This is a genomic window from Microvirga sp. TS319, assembly GCF_041276405.1.
Taxonomy (GTDB): Bacteria; Pseudomonadota; Alphaproteobacteria; order Rhizobiales; family Beijerinckiaceae; genus Microvirga.
In genome coordinates this window covers 2,815,986-2,841,404 of the sequence record NZ_JBGGGT010000002.1, presented here as the reverse complement: position 1 = coordinate 2,841,404, position 25,419 = coordinate 2,815,986, and the positions used below count along the sequence as shown (strand labels likewise).

Below are 25,419 nucleotides of genomic sequence, written 5' to 3'. Positions count from 1 at the left end.
GCATCCACATGGGCGAGACGTGACGCTCAATGTGCTGAAGCGTGCGGGCGACGCCCGCATCCTGCTTTCGAAGTAGGCCGAGCCCCGGCGGTAAACGGCGGGCGCGGCGAGGACCGCCGGGGATGGCCCTCATTCGGGAGCGGCGGGCGCGTCCAACCACCAGACCGACACGGCCGCCACGGATCGGAAAGGTTTGATGGCAAGTGCCGGACAAGTGCCGGACAAGTGCCGGAACAGCTCCGGAGAAGGTGGCCACCGTAATGCGCGGCACTTTTGGAGTGCAGTTGCATTGATCCAGGCAAAGAAGGGGGAAGCGGCCATCTGAGGAGCCTCCCTGATGCCTCGCTTCAGGAATGTCTCGTTGCAAAGGTGAGACATGAACCTGGGCCGGTCGTCCGACATCGTTCTGGCGCGCCGCACCATGGTGATGGTGCTGGTCGCGATCGCTTTGCTGGCTCTGGCAGCTTTGATCTGGCGCCTGTCGGGCGTACTTCTGATGGTGTTCGGATCGGTCCTGATCGCCACCATCCTGCACGCGATCGGAGACCCGATCGCCAGAAGAACCGCCCTGTCTCGAAATTGGGCCCTGCTTGTTGCCGGTTTGATCGTGCTTGCGGTGATCGGCGGCACGGCATGGCTCTTCGCGGCCCAGGTCGGCACCCAGATCTCGGAAGCGCTCCAGCAGGCCGAGAACGCGATTCCGGCTGTCGGCGACGCAATCGGGATTACGGGGCTCTCGGAGTATGTCGCTACGGCTTTACGGCAGGCGTTCGACACCGAACGGGCATTCGGCGTCGGCTATACGGCCATAGAGGTCGTCGCCAACATCGTCCTCGTGATCATTGCCGGGATCTATCTGGCGATCAGCCCCGATTTGTACCGGGACGGGGTCGTGATGCTGTTTCCACGCGCGGCTCGCCCGCTGATCGCCGATGCCCTGAACACGTCAGGGAGCGCTCTCAGGCTGTGGCTCTTCGGCCAGTTCTTTTCGATGCTCACGACCGGAACGCTGACCTGGTTCATCATGTGGCTGCTGGGCCTGCCTTCGGCGGCCGGACTGGGTCTGATCGCCGGCGTCACGGAGTTCATCCCGCTGCTCGGGCCATTTTTAGGCGCCGTTCCGGCGCTTCTAATTGCCCTCACCCTGGGCCCGGCAAAGGCTCTATGGGTTGCCATCGCGTTCGTCGTCATCCAGCAGATCGAAGCGCATCTGATCCAACCCTTGATCACCCGGGCGGCCGTCTCGCTGCCGCCGGCGCTGTTGGTCTTTACCTTCGTGGCGTTCGGAACGGTCTACGGGGCAACGGGCATATTGTTTGCCGCGCCCCTCACGGTCGTGGTCTTCGTATTCGTCAAGAAGCTCTACGTGCGCGAGACACTTGGAGAAACCACGGTCATCCCCGGCGAAGCCGTTCTCCAGGACGAGCGGGCCCCTATCGACAGCATTCAAGGTCGTCGTGACCTGGACACCTGAATGACTCGTCATGCCGTGAAAGGCTCCTCCGAACGACGGCCCGCTCACGAGCGGCGACGCGCCGCCGTGCGGCTTCATCAGGTCGAGCTCCGAACCCGACCCGCTCTGGGGCGGATTGCAGGATCCAGGCGCTTCCCGCGGCGCTCCCTGGAACGGAAGGGCGCTCATCCGGTTGAGGATGCCGAAGGGTCGGGAGAGAATGTCCCGGCCTTGGCAGCGAGCAAGACCGATGAAGAGCAAGCTCCTTCATGAGGACGAGGGCCAGAGAACCTTCGTGGCTGTTCTCGAAACCGGGGACGAAATCGTGGCCAGCCTCAACGCCCTGGCCCGCGAACAGAGCCTGTCCGCCGCCCAGATCACCGCCATCGGCGCTCTCAGCGATGCGGTGGTGTCCTATTTCGATTGGGAGACCAAGAAATATCTGGAAATCCCGATTGCCGAGCAGGTCGAGGTCGCTTCTCTGAATGGCGATATCGGCCTTGACGAGGCAGGCAAGCCTGCCCTTCACATTCACCTGGTTCTGGGCAAGCGTGATTGCAGCGCCATAGCCGGGCATCTGGCCAGAGGACATGTACGACCGACCCTCGAGGTCATCATCACCGAGTCGCCGATCCATCTCCAGCGGAGAAAGGACCCGGAGACCGGCCTCAATCTCATTCGTCTATAAGAGCATCAGGAACCGTGCGGACCTGGCGGAGACGGGGCCACCGCGAACCGTCGGAAACAGCCACGGCGAGGCGCGTAGGTCAGGGCGGCCTTCGGCTGGCCGACGAGCTGCTCGGCCGGGGGAGGAACGCAGCACGCGAGCAAATCTCCGCGGACCGGCTCCAGATACTCGATGGTGAGGAGGGCGGCGGGCAGCAGACGATGGGGGCAAAGGCCGGCTGCCCCAGACAATGCCCCAGACAATGCCCCAGACAATGCCCATGGTCGGGGAGGGGCCGCGGACCCAGCCTGGCTTTCTTCTCTTCGAGGAATGCGTCGAGGGGGCGGGTCCTTCCCAGGGCCCGTTGCGTCCGCGCTTCTCGTCGGACGCCGTCCGGACGGTGGCGTGGGCGGGTGCAAGGGACGCTGCAAGGGACTTGGTTTCGATGCTGCCGATTCGCATGATTCGCCCGCGCAGACGGAGGGACCGTGTCCCGGGGCGCCGGGTCGGGCGCAGCGCGAGGCCGGCCCACCCGAGCCCGCTCCCGGGATCTGGCGAGCGGGAATCGGGGTCACGGCCCTTCGGGTTGATGCGGCCGTCAGGCGGGTTCGGGGCCCAATGGGCCCGGCATTCGGCTTGCCGGGCGTGGATCGACGCCGTTTCCCTTGATCCATGCCGGTCCAGTACCCGTTCCAGATGCCGAAAGGGGATGCATCCATGTCGAGAGGAAAAAGTCGAGGCTTTATCAGACTTTAAGGCGGCAAGTCGCCGCGGCCGTGGGCCTGGCCCCGCCTCATCGGTCTTCCAGGCTGAATCCGGGCTTCGGTTCCCTTCACCCGCCCCGCTCCCGCCCCATCGTCTCGCTCGTCCCTGACGGGATCGAAAGTTTTATGTTGCTTTGGGCGCAAAGGTTGGCTTTAAGGGCGCCGATCCGCGGTCAGGCAAGTCTCGAGGACCCCTCTCGACGGGACTTTTGAATGGCTGGGCCGATAATTACGTTCTGCAAGACTGAAATTGCCCCTTGCGCATTTGGCGCAACCACAATATCGGACGCCCTAGGTTTTTTGTTCCTGGCCTATGTAAGGTAGAGATCAATGGCGAAGGAAAAGTTTGAGCGGAATAAGCCGCACTGCAACATCGGGACGATTGGTCACGTCGACCACGGCAAGACGTCTCTGACGGCGGCGATCACGAAGGTTCTGGCGGAGTCGGGCGGAGCGACGTTCACGGCCTACGACCAGATCGACAAGGCGCCGGAAGAGAAGGCGCGCGGCATCACGATCTCGACCGCGCACGTGGAATACGAGACCACGAACCGGCACTATGCGCACGTGGACTGCCCTGGCCACGCCGACTACGTGAAGAACATGATCACGGGTGCGGCGCAGATGGACGGCGCGATCCTGGTGGTGTCGTCGGCCGACGGCCCGATGCCGCAGACCCGCGAGCACATCCTGCTGGCGCGTCAGGTCGGCGTTCCGGCGCTGGTGGTGTTCATGAACAAGGTCGACATGGTCGACGATCCGGAGCTGCTCGACCTGGTTGAGCTGGAAGTGCGCGAGCTTCTGTCGAAGTACGACTTCCCCGGCGACGACATTCCGATCGTGAAGGGCTCGGCGCTGTGCGCGCTGGAGGACCGTCAGCCGGAGATCGGCCGCGACCGCGTGCTCGAGCTGATGGCCGAGGTTGACCGCTACATCCCGCAGCCGGAGCGTCCGGTGGACCAGCCGTTCCTGATGCCGATCGAAGACGTGTTCTCGATCTCGGGCCGCGGCACGGTGGTGACGGGCCGCGTCGAGCGCGGCATCGTGAAGGTCGGCGAGGAAGTCGAGATCGTCGGCCTGAAGGCGACGGTGAAGACGACGGTGACCGGCGTCGAGATGTTCCGCAAGCTGCTCGATCAGGGCCAGGCGGGCGACAACGTGGGCGTGCTGCTGCGCGGCACGAAGCGCGAGGACGTCGAGCGCGGCCAGGTGCTGTGCAAGCCGGGCTCGATCAAGCCGCACACGAAGTTCAAGGCCGAGGCCTACATCCTGACCAAGGAAGAGGGTGGCCGTCACACGCCGTTCTTCGGCAACTACCGTCCGCAGTTCTACTTCCGCACGACCGACGTGACGGGCGTGGTGAAGCTGCCCGAGGGCACCGAGATGGTGATGCCGGGCGACAACATCACGATGGAAGTCGAGCTGATCGCGCCGATCGCCATGGAGGAGAAGCTGCGCTTCGCCATCCGTGAGGGCGGCCGTACCGTCGGGGCCGGCGTCGTCGCCGCCGTGATGGACTAAGACGATCGGGTGGCGGTTCGCCGCCACCTGTCGACCCGCTCGTAGGAGTGTAGCTCAATCGGCTAGAGCACCGGTCTCCAAAACCGGGGGTTGGGGGTTCGAGTCCCTCCACTCCTGCCAGCGGGTCGACAAGACGGACGTTTTCGATTAAGAGGCGTCCTCAAGATGGTTTAATCAGGTGGCGCGAGGCTTGCGAAACAGCCTCGCGCCCCTTCAATTTGGGCTCAAGCGTGCCGTTAGGGGACGCTTGCAGTCCCTCTCAACGCCCGTGGACGTAAGCGAAATGGCGAAGACGAACCCGTTCGATTTCATACAGCAGGTCCGCTCGGAAGCCTCGAAGGTGACCTGGCCGACGCGCAAGGAAACCATGATCACGACCGCGATGGTCTTCGTGATGGTCGTACTGGCAAGCGTGTTCTTTCTTGTCGTCGACCAGGCGATCGGCTGGGGCGTTCGCTCGGTAATCCTCGGACTTGGCGGTTAAGGGGTGGATGGCATGACGAAGCGTTGGTATATCGTCCACGCCTACTCGAATTTCGAAAACAAGGTGGCTCAGTCGATCAAGGACCAGGCGGCGCAGCGCGGCCTGGAGGACAAGTTCGACGAAGTCATGGTGCCGACCGAGAAGGTCGTCGAAGTGCGCCGCGGCCGTAAGGTCGACGCCGAGCGCAAGTTCTTCCCGGGCTATGTCCTGGTGAAGTGCGATCTGACCGACGAGGTCTACCACCTCATCAAGAATACCCCGAAGGTGACGGGCTTCCTGGGCGCCGACAAGGCCAAGCCCGTTCCGATCCCGGACCGCGAGGCCGAGCGGATCAAGGGGCAGGTCGCTGAAGGTGTCGATCACCCCAAGCCGTCCGTCAGCTTCGAAGTCGGCGAGCAGGTGCGCGTCTCCGACGGGCCGTTCGCATCCTTCAACGGCGTCGTCGAGGAAGTCGACCATGCCCGGGCCCGCCTCAAGGTGGCGGTGTCCATTTTCGGCCGCGCAACCCCGGTCGAGCTCGAATACGGTCAGGTCGAGAAGGTCTGAACCGTCTGAGGGCGCCTCGCGGGCGCCCCCTTTTGGCCCTCTTTTGAGAGCCTTCATCCGCGGGAGGTCCACCCGGTCGCCAGCCGGGAGCGATGGGCTGGACCGCGATCTGCAACTTCCACCTTGTTCGGTTGGCTCCGGGCGGGTGGTCCATTGGGAGCAGTCCTATGGCAAAGAAAATTGCGGGCTACGTAAAGCTTCAAGTGCCCGCCGGCGCGGCCAACCCGTCGCCGCCGATCGGTCCCGCGCTGGGTCAGCGCGGTCTGAACATCATGGAATTCTGCAAGGCCTTCAACGCGAAGACCGCGCAGATGGAGAAGGGCACCCCGATCCCGGTGATCATCACCGCCTACCAGGATCGTTCCTTCACCTTCGAGATGAAGCAGCCCCCGGTCTCGTACTTCCTCAAGAAGGCCGCGAAGATCGACAAGGGGTCGCAGACCCCCGGCAAGGGCGGAAACGTCGGCCGCGTCACCCGCGACCAGATCCGCGAGATCGCCGAGAAGAAGATGGTCGATCTCAACTGCGACACCGTTGAATCCGCCATGGCCATGATCGAGGGCTCCGCGCGCTCGATGGGCATGGAAGTGGCGTAAGGAGGGCACGATGGCTAAGGAAGGTAAGCGCATCCGCGGCGCCCGCGAGGGCATCGATGCCAACAAGCTGTATCCGATCCAGGATGCGGTGAAGCTGATCAAGGACCGCGCCAAGGCGAAGTTCGACGAGACCATCGAGATCTCGATGAATCTCGGCGTTGATCCCCGGCACGCCGACCAGATGGTCCGCGGCGTCTGCAACCTGCCGAACGGCTCTGGCCGGACGGTTCGCGTGGCCGTGTTCGCCCGTGGGCCCAAGGCCGACGAGGCCAAGGCTGCCGGTGCCGACATCGTGGGCGCGGAGGATCTGTTCGAGGCCGTCAACGGCGGCACGATCGAATTCGACCGCTGCATCGCCACTCCGGACATGATGGGCCTCGTCGGCCGTCTCGGTAAGGTGCTGGGCCCGCGCGGCCTGATGCCGAACCCGCGCGTCGGCACGGTCACCATGGACGTCAAGAACGCCGTCGAGGCCGCCAAGGGCGGCGCCGTCGAGTTCCGCGTCGAGAAGGCCGGTATCGTTCATGCCGGCATCGGCAAGGCCTCCTTCGACGAGGGCAAGCTCGTCGAGAACATCAGGGCCTTTGCCGACGCCGTCTCCAAGGCAAAGCCCTCGGGCGCCAAGGGCACCTACATCCAGCGCATCGCCGTGTCTTCGACGATGGGCCCCGGCGTGAAGGTGGACCCGTCTTCGGTCCTCAACGGCTGATCGACCACTTGAATGGAATACAGAGAGCCCGGCGCCTGTCGCCGGGCTTTTTGTTATGGGAAGCCCCGGTTGTCCGTCTTTGTGGGAATGTCCCGGCAGCGGCTCGACGCCCTCGAGGTCGGCCCGCCACACGGGAAGGGGAAACCGGGCATCCCGCCGGAAATGAACGCCCAGGGTCATTCTCCCCGGGAGCGGCGGCGGCCCCGGGTTGAAAAGAACTGTTATATCGGATTACGAATAAATCGTCAAAATCCTTCCATCTGCCCCTTGGCAAGCGGGTCGCGAAGGCTTATTAGAACGCGTTGAGATTCCAACATATGCCGAAGCTGCGCTTTTGCGCGTGCTTCTGGCTGCGAATCCGCCCCGGAAACGGGGCGGTGACAGGCCGGCGGGTCAAAGGGCAACCTTTGGCGCGTTCCGGCTATGTCCTGTCCGAGACTGCAGGCGCTGGCTTGTCCAGCTTAATTCGTGAGGGCCTGCATAGACGGGGAAGCCGAGTTTCATGCCTGTTCAACGCAGGCAGCGAGTTTCGGTTCGAACCATCTTACCCTTTGCGCCGCCCGGCGCATCTGGGGGACAGGGCTTGCGAGAGCGTCGTTCAAGATGCCTCGGATGCAAGTCCGGGCCTTGAGCGGCAAATGCAACCGGCGGACTTTTCCGCCAACCGGAGAGAGCCCAGTGGAAAGAGCAGCAAAGCGCGAGCTCGTCTCGACTCTCAACGACGTGTTCTCCAGCACGAGCGTTGTCGTCGTTGCCCACTATGCTGGCCTCACGGTCGCCGACATGCAGAAGCTGCGCGCGCAGATGAAGCAGGCCGGCGCCACCGTGAAGGTCGCAAAAAACAGCCTCGCCAAAATCGCTCTCGAAGGCAAGGACGTCGCGTCCATCTCGGGCCTTATGAAAGGTCCGACCCTGATCGCTTACTCGAGCGATCCGGTCGCGGCTCCCAAGGTCGCTGTCGATTTCGCCAAGGCTAACGACAAGCTCGTTATCCTCGGTGGCGCGATGGGCACGACCGCCCTGAACGTGGACGGAGTGAAGGCACTTGCCACTCTCCCGTCCCTCGACGAACTGCGCGGCAAGCTGGTCGGCCTCATCCAGGCCCCGGCTACGAAGATCGCTCAGCTCAGCACTGCGCCGGCGGCAAAGCTCGCCCGCGTATTCGGGGCCTATGCCAAGACAGGCGAAGCGGCGTGAGGCCGTACCTCAACCATCAAATCGTTCGAACCGAACTTAAGGAAGTACAAAATGGCTGATCTTGCCAAGCTCGTTGACGATCTGTCGTCGCTGACCGTTCTCGAGGCTGCCGAGCTCTCGAAGATGCTCGAAGAGAAGTGGGGCGTTTCCGCTGCTGCGGCCGTTGCCGTTGCTGCTGCTCCGGGCGCCGGCGCTGCCGCCGCTCCGGCTGAAGAGCAGACCGAGTTCACGGTCGTTCTCGCTGCGGCCGGCGACAAGAAGATCGAGGTCATCAAGGAAGTCCGTGGCATCACGGGCCTGGGCCTGAAGGAAGCCAAGGACCTCGTCGAAGGTGCGCCGAAGCCCGTCAAGGAAGGCGTTTCCAAGGACGAAGCCGAGAAGATCAAGGCGACCCTCGAGAAGGTCGGCGCCAAGGTCGAGCTTAAGTAATTTTGCGGCCTACGGGCCGCAGGGTTACCCCCGAGAGATCGGGGCACAAGAACACGCGGTCCCAGGCATTTTCGCTTGGGGCCGTTGTGTCGTCAAAGAGGCCGGGCTTCTTTGACGGCCTTTCGAAGGGCTCGCAACGAGTCCGGATTTGTCCAAAGCCGGCGCATTCGCCGGGCGGCTAATCCAGGGTCCCGATCCCCGGGGTTCTTGATTAGGCGTGTATGAGGAACGAGGTCCAGATGGCCAATACACTGATCGGCCGGAAGCGCATTCGCAAGTTCTTCGGGAAAATCAAGGAAGTGGCGGAGATGCCGAACCTGATCGAGGTTCAGAAGGCATCCTACGACCAGTTCCTGATGGTCGAAGAACCAAAGGGCGGCCGGCCGGAAGAGGGCTTGCAAGCCGTCTTCAAATCGGTTTTTCCGATTTCGGACTTTTCGAACACTGCTTTGCTCGAATTCGTGAAGTACACGTTCGAGCCCCCGAAATACGATGTCGACGAGTGCCGTCAGCGCGGCATGACGTTTGCTGCGCCGCTCAAGGTGACGCTGCGCCTCATCGTGTTCGATGTGGACCCCGATACCGGCGCCCGCTCCGTGAAGGACATCAAGGAGCAGGACGTCTACATGGGCGACATGCCGCTCATGACCGACAACGGCACCTTCATCGTCAACGGCACCGAGCGCGTCATCGTATCGCAGATGCACCGTTCGCCGGGCGTGTTCTTCGACCACGACAAGGGCAAGACGCACTCCTCCGGCAAGCTGCTCTTCGCAGCCCGCATCATTCCGTATCGCGGTTCCTGGCTTGACATCGAGTTCGATGCCAAGGACATCGTCTACGCTCGTATCGATCGTAAGCGTAAGCTCCCGGTCACGTCGCTGCTCTACGCCCTCGGCCTCGACGGCGAGGAGATCCTCAATACCTTCTTCAACCGCATCGTCTACACCAAGGCCAAGGATGGCTGGACCATTCCTTACGATGCCGAGCGCATGAAGGGCTTCAAGGCGAGCGTCGATCTCATCGACGCCAAGACCGGCGAAGTGGTGCTGGAGGCCGGCAAGAAGCTGACCGCCCGTGCGGCCCGCCAACTCGCCGAGAAGGGCCTCACGCACCTTCGCGTGACGGACGAGGATCTCGTCGGCCAGTACGTCGCCGAGGACCTCGTCAATCCGCAGACCGGCGAAATCTATGCAGAGGCCGGCGACGAGCTCGATCTGTCGATCGATGCCAAGTCCGGCGACCGCAAGGGCAAGCTGGCCGAGCTCATCGACATGGGCTACACGGAAATCCCGGTCCTCGACATCGACCACGTGACCGTGGGTCCGTACATCCGCAACACGCTGGCCATCGACAAGGCGTCCTCCCGCGAGGATGCGCTGTTCGACATCTACCGCGTCATGCGCCCGGGCGAGCCGCCGATCCTCGAAACGGCCGAAGCCATGTTCAACTCGCTGTTCTTCGATGCCGAACGCTATGATCTCTCGGCCGTGGGCCGCGTGAAGATGAACATGCGTCTCGACCTCGACGCCGAGGACACCGTGCGCACTCTGCGCCGCGAGGACATTCTCGCGGTCACGAAGGCGCTCGTGGACCTGCGCGACGGCAAGGGCGAGATCGACGACATCGACCACCTCGGCAACCGCCGCGTGCGCTCGGTCGGCGAGCTCATGGAGAACCAGTACCGCCTCGGCCTGCTGCGCATGGAGCGCGCGATCAAGGAGCGCATGTCGTCGGTCGATATCGACACCGTCATGCCGCAGGACCTGATCAACGCGAAGCCTGCCGCCGCCGCCGTGCGCGAGTTCTTCGGTTCGTCGCAGCTCTCGCAGTTCATGGACCAGACCAACCCGCTTTCCGAGGTCACGCACAAGCGTCGTCTCTCGGCGCTTGGCCCGGGCGGTCTGACCCGCGAGCGCGCCGGCTTCGAGGTGCGCGACGTGCACCCGACGCATTACGGCCGCATCTGCCCGATCGAAACGCCGGAAGGCCCGAATATCGGCCTGATCAACTCGCTGGCCACCTTCGCCCGCGTGAACAAGTACGGCTTCATCGAGACGCCGTTCCGCCGCGTGCGCGACAGCAGGGTGACGGACGAGGTCGTGTACCTCTCCGCGATGGAAGAGGCGAAGTACAACATCGCCCAGGCGAACTCGACGCTGGACTCCAACGGCACGCTCACCGAAGAGCTGGTGATCTGCCGCCGCGCCGGTGAAAACATCGTGGCCGCGCCCGATCGCGTGGACCTGATGGAAGTGTCGCCGAAGCAGCTCGTGTCCGTCGCGGCCGCGCTCATCCCGTTCCTCGAGAACGACGACGCGAACCGCGCCCTCATGGGCTCGAACATGCAGCGCCAGGCCGTGCCTCTGGTTCAGGCGGACGCCCCGTTCGTCGGCACCGGCATGGAAGCGGTCGTGGCCCGCGACTCCGGCGCCGCCATCGCGGCCCGCCGCACCGGCATCGTCGACCAGGTGGACGCGACCCGTATCGTTATCCGCGCGACGGAAAACACGGATCCGACCCGTCCGGGCGTCGACATCTACCGGCTGCAGAAGTTCCAGCGCTCCAACCAGTCGACCTGCATCACGCAGAAGCCGCTGGTGCGCGCCGGCGACGTGGTCCGCAAGGGCGACATCATCGCCGACGGTCCGTCGACCGAGTACGGCGAGCTCGCGCTCGGCCGGAACGTGCTCGTCGCGTTCATGCCCTGGAACGGCTACAACTTCGAAGACTCGATCCTGCTTTCCGAGCGGATCGTGAAGGAGGACGTCTTCACCTCGATCCACATCGAGGAGTTCGAAGTCATGGCCCGCGACACGAAGCTCGGTCCCGAGGAGATCACGCGCGACATTCCGAACGTGTCGGAAGAGGCGCTGAAGAACCTCGACGAGGCCGGCATCGTCTATATCGGCGCCGAGGTCCATGCCGGTGACATCCTGGTCGGCAAGATCACGCCCAAGGGCGAGAGCCCGATGACTCCCGAAGAGAAGCTTCTGCGCGCCATCTTCGGCGAGAAGGCTTCCGACGTTCGCGATACCAGCCTGCGCGTGCCCCCGGGCGTGACCGGCACCATCGTGGAAGTCCGCGTCTTCAACCGTCACGGCGTCGACAAGGACGAGCGCGCCCAGGCGATCGAGCGTGAGGAGATCGAGCGTCTCGCCAAGGACCGCGACGACGAACAGGCGATCCTGGACCGCAACACCTATGCGCGTCTGGCGGAGATCCTGAGCGGCAAGAAGGGCATGGCCGGGCCGAAGGGCTACAAGAAGGACATGCCGATCACCCGCGAGCTGCTCAGCGAGTATCCGCGGTCGCAATGGTGGCAGTTCGCGGTCGAAGACGATGCTCTGATGACCGAGATCGAGGCCATGCAGAAGCAGTACGACGAGTCGAAGAAGCGTCTCGAGCAGCGCTTCCTCGACAAGGTCGAGAAGCTTCAGCGCGGCGACGAGCTTCCGCCCGGCGTCATGAAGATGGTCAAGGTCTTCGTGGCGGTGAAGCGCAAGATCCAACCCGGCGACAAGATGGCCGGCCGTCACGGCAACAAGGGCGTCGTGTCGCGCATCGTTCCGATCGAGGACATGCCGTTCCTCGAAGACGGCACCCATGCCGACATCGTGCTCAATCCGTTGGGCGTGCCGAGCCGCATGAACGTTGGACAGATCCTCGAGACCCATCTCGGCTGGGCTGCTGCCGGTCTCGGCAAGCAGGTCGCCCAGGCGGTCGACGCCTATATGAGGAGCGGTCAGTCCCAGGCTCTGCGGGAGCAGCTGGTCTCGATCTACGGCAACCTGCCCGAGATCGAGCAGGCTTCCGACGAAGAGCTGGCGGAACTCGGCAACAAGCTGCGCCGCGGCGTCCCCTTCGCCACGCCCGTCTTCGACGGAGCGAAGGAGGCGGATATCGAAGCCATGCTCCAGAAGGCCGGCCTCGACCCGTCGGGTCAGGTCACGCTGTACGACGGCAAGACCGGCGAGGCTTTCGACCGCAAGGTCACGGTGGGCTACATCTACATGCTGAAGCTCCACCACCTCGTGGACGACAAGATCCACGCTCGCTCCATTGGCCCCTACAGCCTCGTCACCCAGCAGCCGCTGGGCGGAAAGGCCCAGTTCGGCGGCCAGCGCTTCGGCGAAATGGAGGTCTGGGCGCTCGAGGCTTACGGCGCCGCGTACACCCTTCAGGAAATGCTCACGGTCAAGTCGGACGACGTGGCCGGCCGCACGAAGGTCTACGAAGCCATCGTTCGTGGCGACGACACCTTCGAGTCGGGCATTCCGGAGAGCTTCAACGTTCTCGTGAAGGAAATGCGCTCCCTCGGTCTGAACGTCGAACTGACCAACTCCAAGAAGGCGGCCAACGAGGCGGAGCAGCTGCCTCCGTCCGAGGCCGCCGAGTAAGGCGCGAAAGCGCCTCTGAATATGACATCAGGCCGCGGCTAAAACGCCGCGGCCCCATGCAATTGCCGGTGAGGGTGCTTATGTGAGCGCCCTTCAGCCCAGGAGACGGCGATGAATCAAGAGGTCATGAATCTCTTCAACCAGACGGCTCAGCCGCAGAGCTTCGATCAGATCAAGATCTCGATCGCGAGCCCTGAGAAGATTCTGTCCTGGTCCTACGGCGAGATCAAGAAGCCCGAGACCATCAACTACCGCACCTTCAAGCCCGAGCGCGACGGCTTGTTCTGCGCGCGCATCTTCGGCCCGATCAAGGACTACGAGTGCTTGTGCGGCAAGTACAAGCGCATGAAGTACAAGGGCGTGATCTGCGAGAAGTGCGGCGTCGAAGTGACGCTCGCCCGCGTCCGTCGCGACCGCATGGGCCATATCGAGCTCGCGGCTCCCGTCGCGCATATCTGGTTCCTCAAGTCCCTGCCGAGCCGCATCGGTCTGCTGCTCGACATGACCCTGAAGGATCTGGAGCGCATCCTCTATTTCGAATCCTACATCGTCGTCGATGGCGGCCTGACGCCCCTCAAGGACCGTCAGCTGCTGACCGAGGAAGAGTACATCCGCGCTCAGGACGAGTACGGCGAGGACAGCTTCACCGCCATGATCGGCGCGGAGGCCATCCGCCGCATCCTGCAGGAGCTCGACCTTGAGAAGACCGCTCAGGACATCCGCGAGGAAATTGCGGTCACCACGTCGGAGCTGAAGCCAAAGAAGCTCATGAAGCGCCTCAAGATCATCGAGGCCTTCGTCCAGTCGGGCAACAAGCCCGAATGGATGATCATGACGGTCGTTCCCGTAATCCCGCCGGACCTTCGTCCGCTGGTGCCGCTCGACGGCGGCCGCTTCGCGACCTCCGACCTGAACGACCTCTATCGCCGCGTCATCAACCGCAACAACCGCCTGAAGCGGCTCATGGAGCTGCGCGCTCCGGACATCATCGTCCGCAACGAGAAGCGCATGCTGCAGGAGGCGGTCGACGCCCTGTTCGACAACGGCCGCCGCGGCCGCGTCATCACCGGCGCCAACAAGCGTCCGTTGAAGTCGCTCGCCGACATGCTGAAGGGCAAGCAGGGCCGCTTCCGTCAGAACCTGCTCGGCAAGCGCGTCGACTATTCGGGCCGTTCGGTCATCGTGGTCGGTCCGGAGCTCAAGCTGCACCAGTGCGGCCTGCCCAAGAAGATGGCTCTCGAGCTCTTCAAGCCGTTCATCTACGCCAAGCTCGACGCGCGCGGCCTCTCTGCCACCGTCAAGCAGGCGAAGAAGCTCGTCGAGAAGGAGAAGCCCGAGGTTTGGGACATCCTGGATGAGGTCATCCGCGAGCACCCGGTGCTGCTCAACCGCGCTCCGACGCTCCACCGCCTCGGCATCCAGGCCTTCGAGCCCACCCTGATCGAGGGCAAGGCGATCCAGCTGCACCCGCTCGTCTGCGCCGCGTTCAACGCGGACTTCGACGGCGACCAGATGGCCGTCCACGTGCCGCTCTCGCTCGAGGCGCAGCTCGAAGCCCGCGTGCTGATGATGTCCACCAACAACATCCTGCACCCGGCCAACGGTCAGCCGATCATCGTGCCGTCACAGGACATCGTTCTGGGCCTCTACTATCTCTCCATCGTGTCCGACGGGCAGCCCGGCCAGGGCAAGGCCTTCGCCGACATGGGCGAGATCGAGCACGCCCTCAACGAGAAGGTCATCACGCTTCACTCCAAGATCCGCTACCGCTGGGAAGGCGTGGGTGAGGACGGCAAGCCCTACACCAAGATCGTGGAGACGACGCCCGGTCGCGTCATGCTCTCGCGTCTCCTGCCGAAGCACCCGGCCCTGTCCTTCGACGTCGTGAACAAGCTCATGACCAAGAAGGAGATCTCGGGCATGATCGACGCCGTCTACCGCCATTGCGGTCAGAAGGAATCGGTCATCTTCTGCGATCGCATCATGGGCCTCGGCTTCTACAATGCGTTCCGTGCCGGCATTTCGTTCGGCAAGGACGACATGGTGATCCCGGAGAACAAGTGGCAGATCGTCGAGGAGACCCGCGCCCTCGCCAAGGACTACGAGCAGCAGTACCAGGACGGCCTCATCACCCAGGGCGAAAAGTACAACAAGGTCGTCGACGCCTGGGCAAAGTGCTCGGACCGTCTCGCGGCCGAGATGATGAACCGCATCTCGACCGTTCAGAAGGACGATCAGGGTCGCGACAAGCAGGTCAACTCGATCTACATGATGTCCCACTCGGGCGCTCGTGGTTCGCCGGCCCAGATGAAGCAGCTCGCCGCCATGCGTGGCCTCATGGCCAAGCCGTCGGGCGAGATCATCGAGACGCCGATCATCTCGAACTTCAAGGAAGGCCTGGACGTTCTCGAGTACTTCAACTCGACCCACGGCGCCCGTAAGGGCCTCGCCGACACCGCGCTCAAGACCGCGAACTCGGGTTACCTGACCCGCCGTCTCGTGGACGTGGCGCAGGACGCGGTCATCCGTGAGCCGGATTGCGGCACCGACAAGGGCATCAAGATGCGCGCCATCATCGATGCCGGCCAGGTGGTCGCGTCGCTGGCGTCCCGCATCCTGGGCCGTTCCACGGCCGAGGACCTGCTGGCTCAGGACGGCACCGTGATCGTTCCGAAGGGCACGATGATCGAAGAGCACCATCTCGAAGCCATCGGCGCCGCCGGCATCCAGGAGGTGAAGATCCGTTCGGTGCTCGTCTGCGAGTCCAAGAACGGCGTCTGCGCCACCTGCTACGGTCGTGACCTGGCCCGCGGTACTCCGGTCAACCACGGCGAGGCTGTCGGCGTCATCGCCGCGCAGTCCATCGGCGAGCCGGGCACCCAGCTCACGATGCGTACCTTCCACATCGGCGGCGCGGCTCAGATCGCCGACTCGTCCTTCATCGAGTCGAGCTTCGAGGGCACGATCGGCTTCCGCAACAAGAACATTGCGCGCAACTCAGACGGCGATCTCGTCGTCATGGGCCGCAACGTGGCTGTTGTGATCACCGGTCCCGACGGCGCGGAGCGGGCGGTCCATCGCCTGCAATACGGCTCCCGCCTGAAGGTCGACGAGGGCGACACGATCAAGCGCGGTCAGCGCATCGCGGAATGGGATCCCTATTCCCGTCCGATCCTGACCGAAGTCGAAGGCACCGTCGGCTACGAGGACCTCGTGGACGGCGCGTCGATGATCGAGTCCATGGACGAGTCGACCGGCATCGCCAAGCGCGTGGTCATCGACTGGCGCGGTTCGGTCCGCACGGCCGATCTTCGCCCGGCCGTCATCATCGAGGGCAAGGGCGGCAAGATCGCCAAGCTGGCCCGTGGCGGCGACGCCCGTTACCTCCTGCCCGTGGATGCGATCCTTGCGGTCGATCCCGGCTCGAAGGTGAAGGCCGGTGACGTTCTCGTGCGTGTCTCGACCGAGAGCGCCAAGACCCGCGACATCACGGGCGGTCTGCCGCGCGTTGCGGAGCTGTTCGAGGCTCGTCGTCCGAAGGATGCCGCCATCATCGCGGAGAAGTCCGGCACGATCCAGTTCGGCCGCGACTACAAGAGCAAGCGTCGCCTGACGCTGATCCCGCATGACGGCTCCGAGTCGGTGGAGTACCTGATCCCGAAGGGCAAGCACATCCACCTGCAGGACGGCGACGTGGTCGAGATCGGCGACTTCATCGTCGACGGCAACCCGGCCCCGCACGACATCCTTGCGATCAAGGGCGTCGAGGAGCTGGCAGCCTACCTCGTGAACGAGATCCAGGAGGTCTATCGCCTCCAGGGCGTGCTGATCAACGACAAGCACATCGAGGTGATCGTTCGCCAGATGCTGCAGAAGGTCGAGATCACGGACGGCGGCGACAGCGAGTTCCTCACGGGCGAGCAGGTCGACCGTCTCGAGTTCGAGGAGGCCAACGAGCGTCTGGCTGCCGAGAGGAAGAAGCCCGCCGAAGGCGTGCCGGTTCTCCTCGGTATCACGAAGGCCTCGCTGCAGACCCGGTCCTTCATCTCGGCGGCGTCCTTCCAGGAGACCACCCGCGTCCTCACCGAGGCGGCCGTCAACGGGAAGGTCGATACCCTGGAGGGCCTCAAGGAGAACGTCATCGTCGGCAGCCTCATCCCGGCCGGCACGGGCGCTCTCACGGCTCAGATCAAGGCCGTGGCAAGCCACCGCGACGAGCTGATCCTTCAGCAGAAGCGGTCCGAGTCGGCCGCCCAGGTCGGCGAACTCCCGCCGGCAGCCGAATAAGCGGGTTTGCCAGACAGAGAATCGGAAAGGCCGCCTTCGGGCGGCCTTTTCATTTGCCGGCACGAGACGCGCCAAGCCTGGCCATTGCACGGCGAAGGGCAGGGGCAAGCGTGGCTTCAGCCGCGCCCCGCCCTTGCGAAACCCGAAAGCGCTCCCAGATAGGAAGCGAGGCCGGAAACGAAGCCCCTATCACGCCTCCGGCATCGTTCCTTTCCGGTTCGTTAGCGGAAACCTGTTGACTTTCGGCGACTCGGACGCTACAGAAACCGGACTTTCCGGCTGGCCGTAGGTTTCCGCCAGTCGAAGCGCCTAGCTTCGACCGATGCCACCTAAACGCTGCCGAACTCAACCTTGACTGACACAAGTCAGATTTAGGGCAAGACCGCGGTGCCAGATCATCGTGGTCCTCTGCAATCGCACCGCGCCAAGGGCTTTTCCAAGCCAATGGCGTGGCTTCGTTTTGTGCAGCCGCTGGTTCGCACGAAGCGTCATGTGCGGCGTTGAACCGTTGAAGACACTCAAAGGCCACCGGATCGGTGGCTGGTGAAAGAGGGCACAGGATGCCAACGATCTCTCAGCTGATCCGCAAGCCGCGGACGGCGCAAAAGAGCCGGAATAAGGTCCCCGCGCTTGAGGCCTGCCCGCAGAAGCGCGGCGTGTGCACGCGCGTTTACACCACGACCCCGAAGAAGCCGAACTCGGCTCTCCGTAAGGTTGCCAAGGTTCGCCTGACCAATGGCTTCGAAGTCATCGGTTACATCCCGGGCGAGGGACACAACCTTCAAGAGCACTCCGTGGTTATGATCCGCGGCGGCCGCGTGAAGGACCTTCCCGGTGTTCGCTACCACGTTCTCCGCGGTGTTCTCGACACCCAGGGCGTGAAGAATCGTAAGCAGCGTCGTTCGAAGTACGGCGCGAAGCGGCCGAAGTAAGCCGTCAACATCATTTCAGGTCGGAGCTAGCTCATGTCCCGCCGCCATAGCGCCGAAAAGCGTGAGATCATCCCGGATCCCAAGTTCGGGGATATCGTCGTCACGAAGTTCATGAACTCCATCATGTACGACGGCAAGAAGTCGGCTGCCGAGCGCATCGTCTACGGTGCGCTCGATATCGTCGAAACCCGCGCCAAGGCCAATCCGCTCGAGGTCTTCAAACAGGCCCTCGACAACGTCGCTCCGGCGATCGAGGTCCGTTCCCGCCGCGTCGGCGGTGCGACCTACCAGGTCCCGGTCGAAGTCCGCACCGAGCGCCGTCAGGCCCTCGCGATCCGCTGGATCATCCAGGCTGCCCGCGGCCGCAACGACAAGACCATGGTCGAGCGTCTCTCCGCCGAGCTGCTCGATGCCTCGAACAACCGCGGCAACGCCGTGAAGAAGCGCGAAGACACCCACCGGATGGCGGAAGCCAACCGTGCGTTCTCGCACTATCGCTGGTAACGGTAAGGAGCTTAAGCGATGCCCCGCACGCACGCGATTGAGGACTACCGTAACTTCGGCATCATGGCTCACATCGATGCCGGCAAGACGACGACGACCGAGCGCATCCTGTACTACACCGGCAAGTCCCACAAGGTCGGCGAGACCCACGAGGGTTCCGCCACCATGGACTGGATGGAACAGGAGCAGGAGCGTGGCATCACGATCACGTCCGCTGCCACCACCTGCTTCTGGAACGGCAAGCGTCTGAACATCATCGACACCCCCGGCCACGTCGACTTCACCATCGAGGTGGAGCGTTCGCTGCGTGTCCTCGACGGCGCCGTCTGCGTTCTCGACGGCAACCAGGGCGTCGAGCCCCAGACCGAGACCGTCTGGCGCCAGGCCGACAAGTATGACGTTCCGCGTGTCGTGTTCGTCAACAAGATGGACAAGATCGGCGCGAACTTCTTCAAGTGCGTCGCCGACATCATCGACCGCGTCGCCGGCAAGCCCGTCTGCCTCCAGCTGCCCATCGGCGCCGAGTCGGACTTCAAGGGCGTGATCGACCTCGTGAAGATGAAGGCGATCGTCTGGTCCGGTGAAGGCCCCGGCGCTCCCTTCGGCGAAGAGGAAATCCCTGCCGACCTGCTCGACCAGGCCAAGGAATATCGTGGCAAGCTCGTCGAGGCCGCCGTCGAGATGGACGACGACGCCATGGTGGCTTACCTGGACGGACAGGAGCCGGACGACGAGACGCTCCGCCGCCTGGTTCGCACGGCCGTGCAGCGCCGCGCGTTCCACCCGGTTCTCTGCGGTTCCGCGTTCAAGAACAAGGGCGTTCAGCCGCTCCTCGACGCAGTCGTCGACTTCCTGCCGTCCCCGGTTGACCGTGGCGCGATCAAGGGCATCGACTTCAAGACCGAGGAAGAGATCGTCCGCAAGCCGCTCGACGAAGATCCGTTCTCCATGCTCGCCTTCAAGATCATGGACGATCCCTTCGTGGGCACGATCACCTTCTGCCGCGTGTATTCGGGCAAGGTCGAGGCCGGTTCCTCGATCCTGAACTCGACCCGCGACAAGAAGGAGCGCGTCGGCCGCATGCTGCTCATGCATGCGAACAACCGCGAAGACATCAAAGAGGCCTTTGCGGGCGACATCGTCGCTCTCGCCGGCCTCAAGGAAGTCCGCACCGGCGACACGCTCTGCGACCCGATCAAGTCCGTGATCCTCGAGAAGATGGAGTTCCCCGAACCCGTCATCGAGATCGCGATCGAGCCGAAGTCGAAGGCCGACCAGGAGAAGCTGGGCCTGGCTCTCGCCAAGCTCGCCGCTGAAGATCCGTCCTTCCGCGTCTCCACCGACCAGGAGTCGGGACAGACGATCCTGAAGGGCATGGGTGAGCTTCACCTCGACATCAAAGTCGACATTCTGCGGCGTACCTACAAGGTCGACGCGAATGTGGGCGCACCTCAGGTGGCCTACCGTGAGACGATCACGAAGAAGACCGAGATCGACTACACCCACAAGAAGCAGACCGGCGGTACTGGCCAGTTCGCTCGTGTGAAGCTGGTCGTTCAGCCGAACGAGCCGGGTGCCGGTTTCTCGTTCGAGTCGAAGATCGTCGGCGGTGCTGTTCCGAAGGAATACATCCCGGGCGTCGAAAAGGGCCTTCAGTCCGTCGTGGGTGCCGGCGTCATCGCTGGCTTCCCGGTGGTCGACCTCAAGGTCGAGCTCATCGACGGCGCCTTCCACGAAGTCGACTCGTCGGCTCTGGCCTTCGAAATCGCTTCTCGCGCAGCTCTCCGAGAGGCCCTCCAGAAGGGCGCCTCGGTCCTGCTCGAGCCGGTGATGAAGGTCGAGGTCGTGACCCCTGAGGACTACACGGGCTCGGTCATCGGTGACCTGAACTCCCGTCGTGGCCAGATCCAGGGTCAGGACATGCGCGGCAACGCCGTGGTGATCAACGCCATGGTCCCGCTCGCCAACATGTTCGGCTACGTGAACACCCTGCGCTCCATGAGCCAGGGCCGGGCCAACTACACCATGCAGTTCGACCACTACGAGCAGGTGCCGTCGAACGTGGCTGCCGAGGTTCAGGCGAAATACGCCTGAACCCACTAAAGCGAATATTGGAATATCAAAGGAACGGGTGCCACGATGGCGAAGGAAAAGTTTGAGCGGAATAAGCCGCACTGCAACATCGGGACGATTGGTCACGTCGACCACGGCAAGACGTCTCTGACGGCGGCGATCACGAAGGTTCTGGCGGAGTCGGGCGGAGCGACGTTCACGGCCTACGACCAGATCGACAAGGCGCCGGAAGAGAAGGCGCGCGGCATCACGATCTCGACCGCGCACGTGGAATACGAGACCACGAACCGGCACTATGCGCACGTGGACTGCCCTGGCCACGCCGACTACGTGAAGAACATGATCACGGGTGCGGCGCAGATGGACGGCGCGATCCTGGTGGTGTCGTCGGCCGACGGCCCGATGCCGCAGACCCGCGAGCACATCCTGCTGGCGCGTCAGGTCGGCGTTCCGGCGCTGGTGGTGTTCATGAACAAGGTCGACATGGTCGACGATCCGGAGCTGCTCGACCTGGTTGAGCTGGAAGTGCGCGAGCTTCTGTCGAAGTACGACTTCCCCGGCGACGACATTCCGATCGTGAAGGGCTCGGCGCTGTGCGCGCTGGAGGACCGTCAGCCGGAGATCGGCCGCGACCGCGTGCTCGAGCTGATGGCCGAGGTTGACCGCTACATCCCGCAGCCGGAGCGTCCGGTGGACCAGCCGTTCCTGATGCCGATCGAAGACGTGTTCTCGATCTCGGGCCGCGGCACGGTGGTGACGGGCCGCGTCGAGCGCGGCATCGTGAAGGTCGGCGAGGAAGTCGAGATCGTCGGCCTGAAGGCGACGGTGAAGACGACGGTGACCGGCGTCGAGATGTTCCGCAAGCTGCTCGATCAGGGCCAGGCGGGCGACAACGTGGGCGTGCTGCTGCGCGGCACGAAGCGCGAGGACGTCGAGCGCGGCCAGGTGCTGTGCAAGCCGGGCTCGATCAAGCCGCACACGAAGTTCAAGGCCGAGGCCTACATCCTGACCAAGGAAGAGGGTGGCCGTCACACGCCGTTCTTCGGCAACTACCGTCCGCAGTTCTACTTCCGCACGACCGACGTGACGGGCGTGGTGAAGCTGCCCGAGGGCACCGAGATGGTGATGCCGGGCGACAACATCACGATGGAAGTCGAGCTGATCGCGCCGATCGCCATGGAGGAGAAGCTGCGCTTCGCCATCCGTGAGGGCGGCCGTACCGTCGGGGCCGGCGTCGTCGCCGCCGTGATGGACTAACAAGAGAGGATCAAAGGACAGCGGCCGGGTTTCGGCTCGGCCGCTTCCCTTGTTGAATGGATAAGCCATGAACGGTCAAAACATTCGTATTCGCCTTAAGGCGTTCGACCACCGGATCCTCGACGCTTCGACACGCGAAATCGTGTCGACCGCGAAGCGGACCGGCGCCCAGGTGCGCGGGCCCATCCCGCTGCCGACGCGCATCGAGCGCTTTACGGTGCTTCGCTCGCCGCACATCGACAAGAAGTCGCGCGAGCAGTTCGAGATGCGCACTCATAAGCGTGTTCTCGATATCGTGGACCCCACCCCGCAGACGGTTGACGCTCTGATGAAGCTCGATCTCGCTGCTGGTGTGGACGTGGAAATCAAGCTCTGAGCCGTTAGGCTTGGAGCTTTCGGTAGACACGCCGAGAGGATACGCACATGCGCTCAGGCGTCATTGCACAGAAAGTCGGGATGACCCGCATCTTCACGGATGCCGGTGAACATGTCCCGGTCACGGTTCTGAAGGTCGACAACTGTCAGGTCGTTGCCCACCGGACCATGGAAAAGAACGGCTACACCGCGCTGCAGGTCGGCGTCGGCAAGGCCAAGGTAAAGAACGTTTCGAAGGCCGAGCGCGGACGTTTCTCCGTCGCCCAGGTCGAGCCGAAGCGCAAGCTCGCGGAATTCCGCGTCTCCGAGGATGCTGTCATCCCGGTGGGCGCCGAGATCACCGCCGATCACTTCGTTGCCGGTCAGTTCGTGGACGTCACGGGCATCACGACGGGTAAGGGCTTCGCGGGCGGTATGAAGCGCTGGAACTTCGGCGGTCTGCGCGCCTCGCACGGCGTGTCGATCTCCCACCGTTCGATCGGTTCGACCGGTGGCCGCCAGGATCCGGGCAAAACGTTCAAGAACAAGAAGATGCCGGGTCACCTGGGCGTCGAGCGCGTCACCACGCAGAACCTGCGTGTCGTGTCGACCGATGTCGAGCGCGGTCTGATCCTCGTCGAAGGCGCCGTTCCGGGCGTTGCCGGCGGCTGGATCTTCGTCCGCGACGCGGTGAAGCGCAAGCTGCCGAAGGAAGTGCCGATGCCCGGCGCGTTCCGCTCGGCCAACGATGCTGCACCGGCCCCCCAGGCTGAGCAGGCCCAAGAGGAGAATGCGTGATGAAGCTTGATGTCACCACGCTTGAGGGCAACACGTCGGGTTCCGTCGAGCTGAACGAGGCCATTTTCGGCCTCGAGCCGCGCGCCGACCTTCTTGCCCGTTGCGTCCGCTGGCAGCTCGCAAAGCGCCAGGCCGGCACGCACGCCGTCAAGAACCGTTCGGATATCGACCGGACGACGAAGAAGGTCTACAAGCAGAAGGGCACCGGCAGCGCCCGTCACGGCGCCGCGAGCGCTCCCCAGTTCCGGGGCGGCGGTCGTGCCTTCGGCCCGCAGGTTCGCAGCCATGCTCACGACCTGCCCAAGAAGGTCCGCGCGCTTGCCCTGAAGCATGCGCTCTCGTCCAAGGCCAAGGGCGCCTCGCTCGTCGTTCTCGACGACGCGACGCTGTCGGAGCCCAAGACGAAGGCTCTCGTCGAGCGCTTCGGCAAGCTCGGCCTCGGCAATGCCCTCATCATCGGGGGCGCCGAGATCGAGGTCAACTTCCAGCGGGCTGCTCGCAACATCCCGAACATCGACGTCCTGCCGGTGCAGGGCATCAACGTCTATGACATTCTGCGTCGCGAGAAGCTCGTTCTCACGAAGGCAGCTGTCGATGCGCTGGAGGCGCGCTTCAAATGAGCCTGGACCCGCGCCATTACGATGTGATCGTAAGCCCGGTCATCACCGAGAAGGCGACTGCTCTGTCCGAACAGAACAAGGTCGTGTTCAAGGTGCGCCCGGAAGCGACGAAGCCGCAGATCAAGGAAGCGGTTGAGAAGCTGTTCGATGTCAAGGTGAAGAGCGTCAACACGCTCGTCACCAAGGGCAAAGTGAAGATGTTCCGCGGCACCCGCGGCCAGCGGTCGGACGTGAAGAAGGCGGTTGTGACCCTCGAAGAGGGCCAGACCATCGATGTCACGACGGGCCTCTGATCGGTTGAGAGAGTGATCCGATGGCTTTGAAAACCTTCAAACCAATCACCCCCGGCCTGCGCCAGCTGGTGATCGTCGACCGCAGCGAGCTCTACAAGGGCAAGCCGGTCAAGACGCTGACGGAGGGCAAGAGCTCCTCCGGCGGCCGTAACAACACGGGTCGCGTGACCGTCCGCTTCCGTGGCGGTGGTCACAAGCGCACCCTGCGCCTGGTCGACTTCAAGCGTCGCGGCCGTATGGGCGATGTGGCGACCGTGGAGCGGATCGAGTACGATCCGAACCGCAGCGCCTTCATCGCGCTCATCCGCTACGCCGATGGCGAGCTGTCCTACATCCTGGCTCCGCAGCGTCTGGCTGCCGGCGACCAGGTGTCGGCCGGCGAGCAGGTCGACATTAAGCCGGGCAACGCGATGCCGATCGGCAACATGCCGGTGGGAACGATCATCCACAACATCGAGCTGAAGATCGGCAAGGGTGGCGCTCTCGCCCGCTCTGCCGGCACCTACGCTCAGATCGTGGGTCGTGACCAGGGCTACGTGACGGTCCGTCTGAACTCCGGCGAGCAGCGCCTGGTCCACGGCCTGTGCTTCGCCAGCGTCGGCGCAGTGTCCAACCCCGACCACATGAACACCTCGGTCGGCAAGGCCGGTCGCAACCGCTGGCTTGGCAAGCGTCCGCATAACCGCGGCGTTTCCATGAACCCGATCGACCACCCGCACGGTGGTGGTGAAGGCCGTACCTCCGGTGGTCGTCATCCGGTGACGCCCTGGGGCGTTCCCACCAAGGGCAAGAAAACCCGTTCGAACAAGCGGACCGACAAGTTCATCGTGTCGAGCCGTCACGCTCGGAAGAAGTAAGGATAGAGGCACGTCATGGCACGTTCGCTTTGGAAGGGTCCGTTCGTCGACGGTTACCTCCTCAAGAAGGCCGAGGCTGCCCGTTCTTCGGGCCGCAACGAGGTCATCAAGATCTGGAGCCGTCGCTCCACGATCCTCCCGCAATTCGTGGGCCTCACGTTCGGGGTCTACAATGGTCAGAAGCACATTCCCGTTCTCGTGAGCGAGGAAATGGTGGGTCACAAGTTCGGCGAGTTCTCGCCGACCCGCACTTTCCACGGCCACGCGGCGGACAAGAAGGCGAAGAGGAAGTAAGATGGGTAAGGCCGCGACTCCTCGCGCATTGAGCGACAACGAGGCTCAAGCCGTCGCTCGCATGCTGCGCGTCAGCCCCCAGAAGCTCAATCTTGTTGCGGCCCTTATCCGCGGCAAGAAGGTTTCTGCGGCTCTCGCCGACCTCGAGTTCTCCCGCAAGCGCATCGCTCGCGACGTGAAGAAGTGCCTCGAGAGCGCCATTGCCAACGCCGAGAACAACCACAACCTCGATGTGGATGACCTCGTCGTCAGCCAGGCATTTGTCGGCAAGGCGCTCGTCATGAAGCGCTTCCACGCCCGGGCCCGTGGCCGGGGCGCTCGTATCGAAAAGCCGTTCTCGAACCTCACGATCGTGGTTCGGGAAGTTGCCGAACAGGCATAAAG

General features: G+C 63.6%; 22 protein-coding genes and 1 tRNA gene. All 23 read left to right on the top strand.

The window, feature by feature from the left end; genetic code table 11:
• Positions 1 to 376 precede the first annotated feature (376 nt).
• The 23 genes from AB8841_RS22845 to rplV all read left to right on the top strand — a co-directional run bounded on the left by AB8841_RS22845 (position 377) and on the right by rplV (position 25,417).
• Positions 377 to 1,474, top strand: a complete 1,098-nt coding sequence (locus tag AB8841_RS22845) for an AI-2E family transporter (protein ID WP_370438064.1) — start codon at positions 377 to 379, stop codon at positions 1,472 to 1,474.
• A gap of 229 nt (positions 1,475 to 1,703) precedes the next feature.
• Entirely contained in the window at positions 1,704 to 2,141 is a 438-nt protein-coding gene (locus tag AB8841_RS22840; RefSeq protein WP_370438063.1) for a PPC domain-containing DNA-binding protein, read from the top strand.
• Positions 2,142 to 3,214: 1,073 nt separating this feature from the next.
• Positions 3,215 to 4,405 carry an elongation factor Tu gene (gene tuf / locus AB8841_RS22835; RefSeq protein ID WP_370438052.1) on the top strand — a complete coding sequence of 397 codons (1,191 nt, stop codon included), beginning with the start codon at positions 3,215 to 3,217 and terminating at the stop codon, positions 4,403 to 4,405.
• 43 nt (positions 4,406 to 4,448) lie between these two features.
• A tRNA-Trp gene (locus AB8841_RS22830) sits at positions 4,449 to 4,525 on the top strand.
• A gap of 163 nt (positions 4,526 to 4,688) precedes the next feature.
• Positions 4,689 to 4,889 carry a preprotein translocase subunit SecE gene (gene secE / locus AB8841_RS22825; RefSeq protein WP_370438062.1) on the top strand — a complete coding sequence of 67 codons (201 nt, stop codon included), beginning with the start codon at positions 4,689 to 4,691 and terminating at the stop codon, positions 4,887 to 4,889.
• Positions 4,890 to 4,901: 12 nt separating this feature from the next.
• Entirely contained in the window at positions 4,902 to 5,435 is a 534-nt protein-coding gene (gene nusG / locus AB8841_RS22820; protein WP_370438061.1) for a transcription termination/antitermination protein NusG, read from the top strand.
• Between the two features lie 167 nt (positions 5,436 to 5,602).
• A complete protein-coding gene (gene rplK, locus AB8841_RS22815; protein ID WP_370438060.1) occupies positions 5,603 to 6,031 on the top strand; it encodes a 50S ribosomal protein L11 in 429 nt (142 codons plus the stop codon).
• 10 nt (positions 6,032 to 6,041) lie between these two features.
• Entirely contained in the window at positions 6,042 to 6,740 is a 699-nt protein-coding gene (rplA, locus tag AB8841_RS22810; RefSeq protein WP_370438059.1) for a 50S ribosomal protein L1, read from the top strand.
• Between the two features lie 678 nt (positions 6,741 to 7,418).
• Complete coding sequence (rplJ, locus tag AB8841_RS22805; RefSeq protein WP_370438058.1) at positions 7,419 to 7,937, top strand: 50S ribosomal protein L10; 519 nt, start codon at positions 7,419 to 7,421, stop codon at positions 7,935 to 7,937.
• A 51-nt stretch (positions 7,938 to 7,988) separates the two neighbouring features.
• The gene (gene rplL / locus AB8841_RS22800; RefSeq protein ID WP_370438057.1) at positions 7,989 to 8,366 is read left to right on the top strand and encodes a 50S ribosomal protein L7/L12; all 378 of its coding nucleotides are present in this window, start codon (positions 7,989 to 7,991) and stop codon (positions 8,364 to 8,366) included.
• A 239-nt stretch (positions 8,367 to 8,605) separates the two neighbouring features.
• Positions 8,606 to 12,766 (top strand): DNA-directed RNA polymerase subunit beta, encoded by a 4,161-nt coding sequence (gene rpoB / locus AB8841_RS22795; RefSeq protein WP_370438056.1) that lies wholly within the window; start codon positions 8,606 to 8,608, stop codon positions 12,764 to 12,766.
• 111 nt (positions 12,767 to 12,877) lie between these two features.
• Positions 12,878 to 17,053, top strand: coding sequence for a DNA-directed RNA polymerase subunit beta' (rpoC, locus tag AB8841_RS22790; RefSeq protein WP_370438055.1), 4,176 nt, complete (start codon positions 12,878 to 12,880; stop codon positions 17,051 to 17,053).
• Positions 17,054 to 17,613: 560 nt separating this feature from the next.
• A complete protein-coding gene (rpsL, locus tag AB8841_RS22785; RefSeq protein ID WP_019400023.1) occupies positions 17,614 to 17,985 on the top strand; it encodes a 30S ribosomal protein S12 in 372 nt (123 codons plus the stop codon).
• A 33-nt stretch (positions 17,986 to 18,018) separates the two neighbouring features.
• Positions 18,019 to 18,489 (top strand): 30S ribosomal protein S7, encoded by a 471-nt coding sequence (gene rpsG / locus AB8841_RS22780; RefSeq protein WP_370438054.1) that lies wholly within the window; start codon positions 18,019 to 18,021, stop codon positions 18,487 to 18,489.
• Positions 18,490 to 18,507: 18 nt separating this feature from the next.
• Entirely contained in the window at positions 18,508 to 20,583 is a 2,076-nt protein-coding gene (gene fusA, locus AB8841_RS22775) for an elongation factor G (protein WP_370438053.1), read from the top strand.
• 45 nt (positions 20,584 to 20,628) lie between these two features.
• Positions 20,629 to 21,819, top strand: a complete 1,191-nt coding sequence (tuf, locus tag AB8841_RS22770) for an elongation factor Tu (RefSeq protein WP_370438052.1) — start codon at positions 20,629 to 20,631, stop codon at positions 21,817 to 21,819.
• A gap of 67 nt (positions 21,820 to 21,886) precedes the next feature.
• The gene (gene rpsJ, locus AB8841_RS22765) at positions 21,887 to 22,195 is read left to right on the top strand and encodes a 30S ribosomal protein S10 (RefSeq protein WP_009764298.1); all 309 of its coding nucleotides are present in this window, start codon (positions 21,887 to 21,889) and stop codon (positions 22,193 to 22,195) included.
• Positions 22,196 to 22,242: 47 nt separating this feature from the next.
• A complete protein-coding gene (gene rplC / locus AB8841_RS22760) occupies positions 22,243 to 22,971 on the top strand; it encodes a 50S ribosomal protein L3 (protein ID WP_370438051.1) in 729 nt (242 codons plus the stop codon).
• On the top strand, positions 22,971 to 23,591 hold the full coding sequence (gene rplD / locus AB8841_RS22755) for a 50S ribosomal protein L4 (RefSeq protein ID WP_370438050.1): 621 nt from the start codon (positions 22,971 to 22,973) through the stop codon (positions 23,589 to 23,591). The genes rplC and rplD overlap by 1 nt, the downstream gene beginning before the upstream one ends.
• Positions 23,588 to 23,884, top strand: coding sequence for a 50S ribosomal protein L23 (locus AB8841_RS22750; RefSeq protein WP_370438049.1), 297 nt, complete (start codon positions 23,588 to 23,590; stop codon positions 23,882 to 23,884). The genes rplD and AB8841_RS22750 overlap by 4 nt, the downstream gene beginning before the upstream one ends.
• A 20-nt stretch (positions 23,885 to 23,904) precedes the next feature.
• On the top strand, positions 23,905 to 24,741 hold the full coding sequence (gene rplB / locus AB8841_RS22745) for a 50S ribosomal protein L2 (RefSeq protein WP_370438048.1): 837 nt from the start codon (positions 23,905 to 23,907) through the stop codon (positions 24,739 to 24,741).
• Positions 24,742 to 24,756: 15 nt separating this feature from the next.
• Positions 24,757 to 25,035: a 30S ribosomal protein S19 gene (gene rpsS, locus AB8841_RS22740; protein WP_047186987.1), complete on the top strand. Its 279-nt coding sequence runs from the start codon at positions 24,757 to 24,759 to the stop codon at positions 25,033 to 25,035.
• A 1-nt stretch (position 25,036) separates the two neighbouring features.
• A complete protein-coding gene (gene rplV / locus AB8841_RS22735; RefSeq protein WP_161724274.1) occupies positions 25,037 to 25,417 on the top strand; it encodes a 50S ribosomal protein L22 in 381 nt (126 codons plus the stop codon).
• The last annotated feature ends 2 nt before the right edge of the window (positions 25,418 to 25,419 follow it).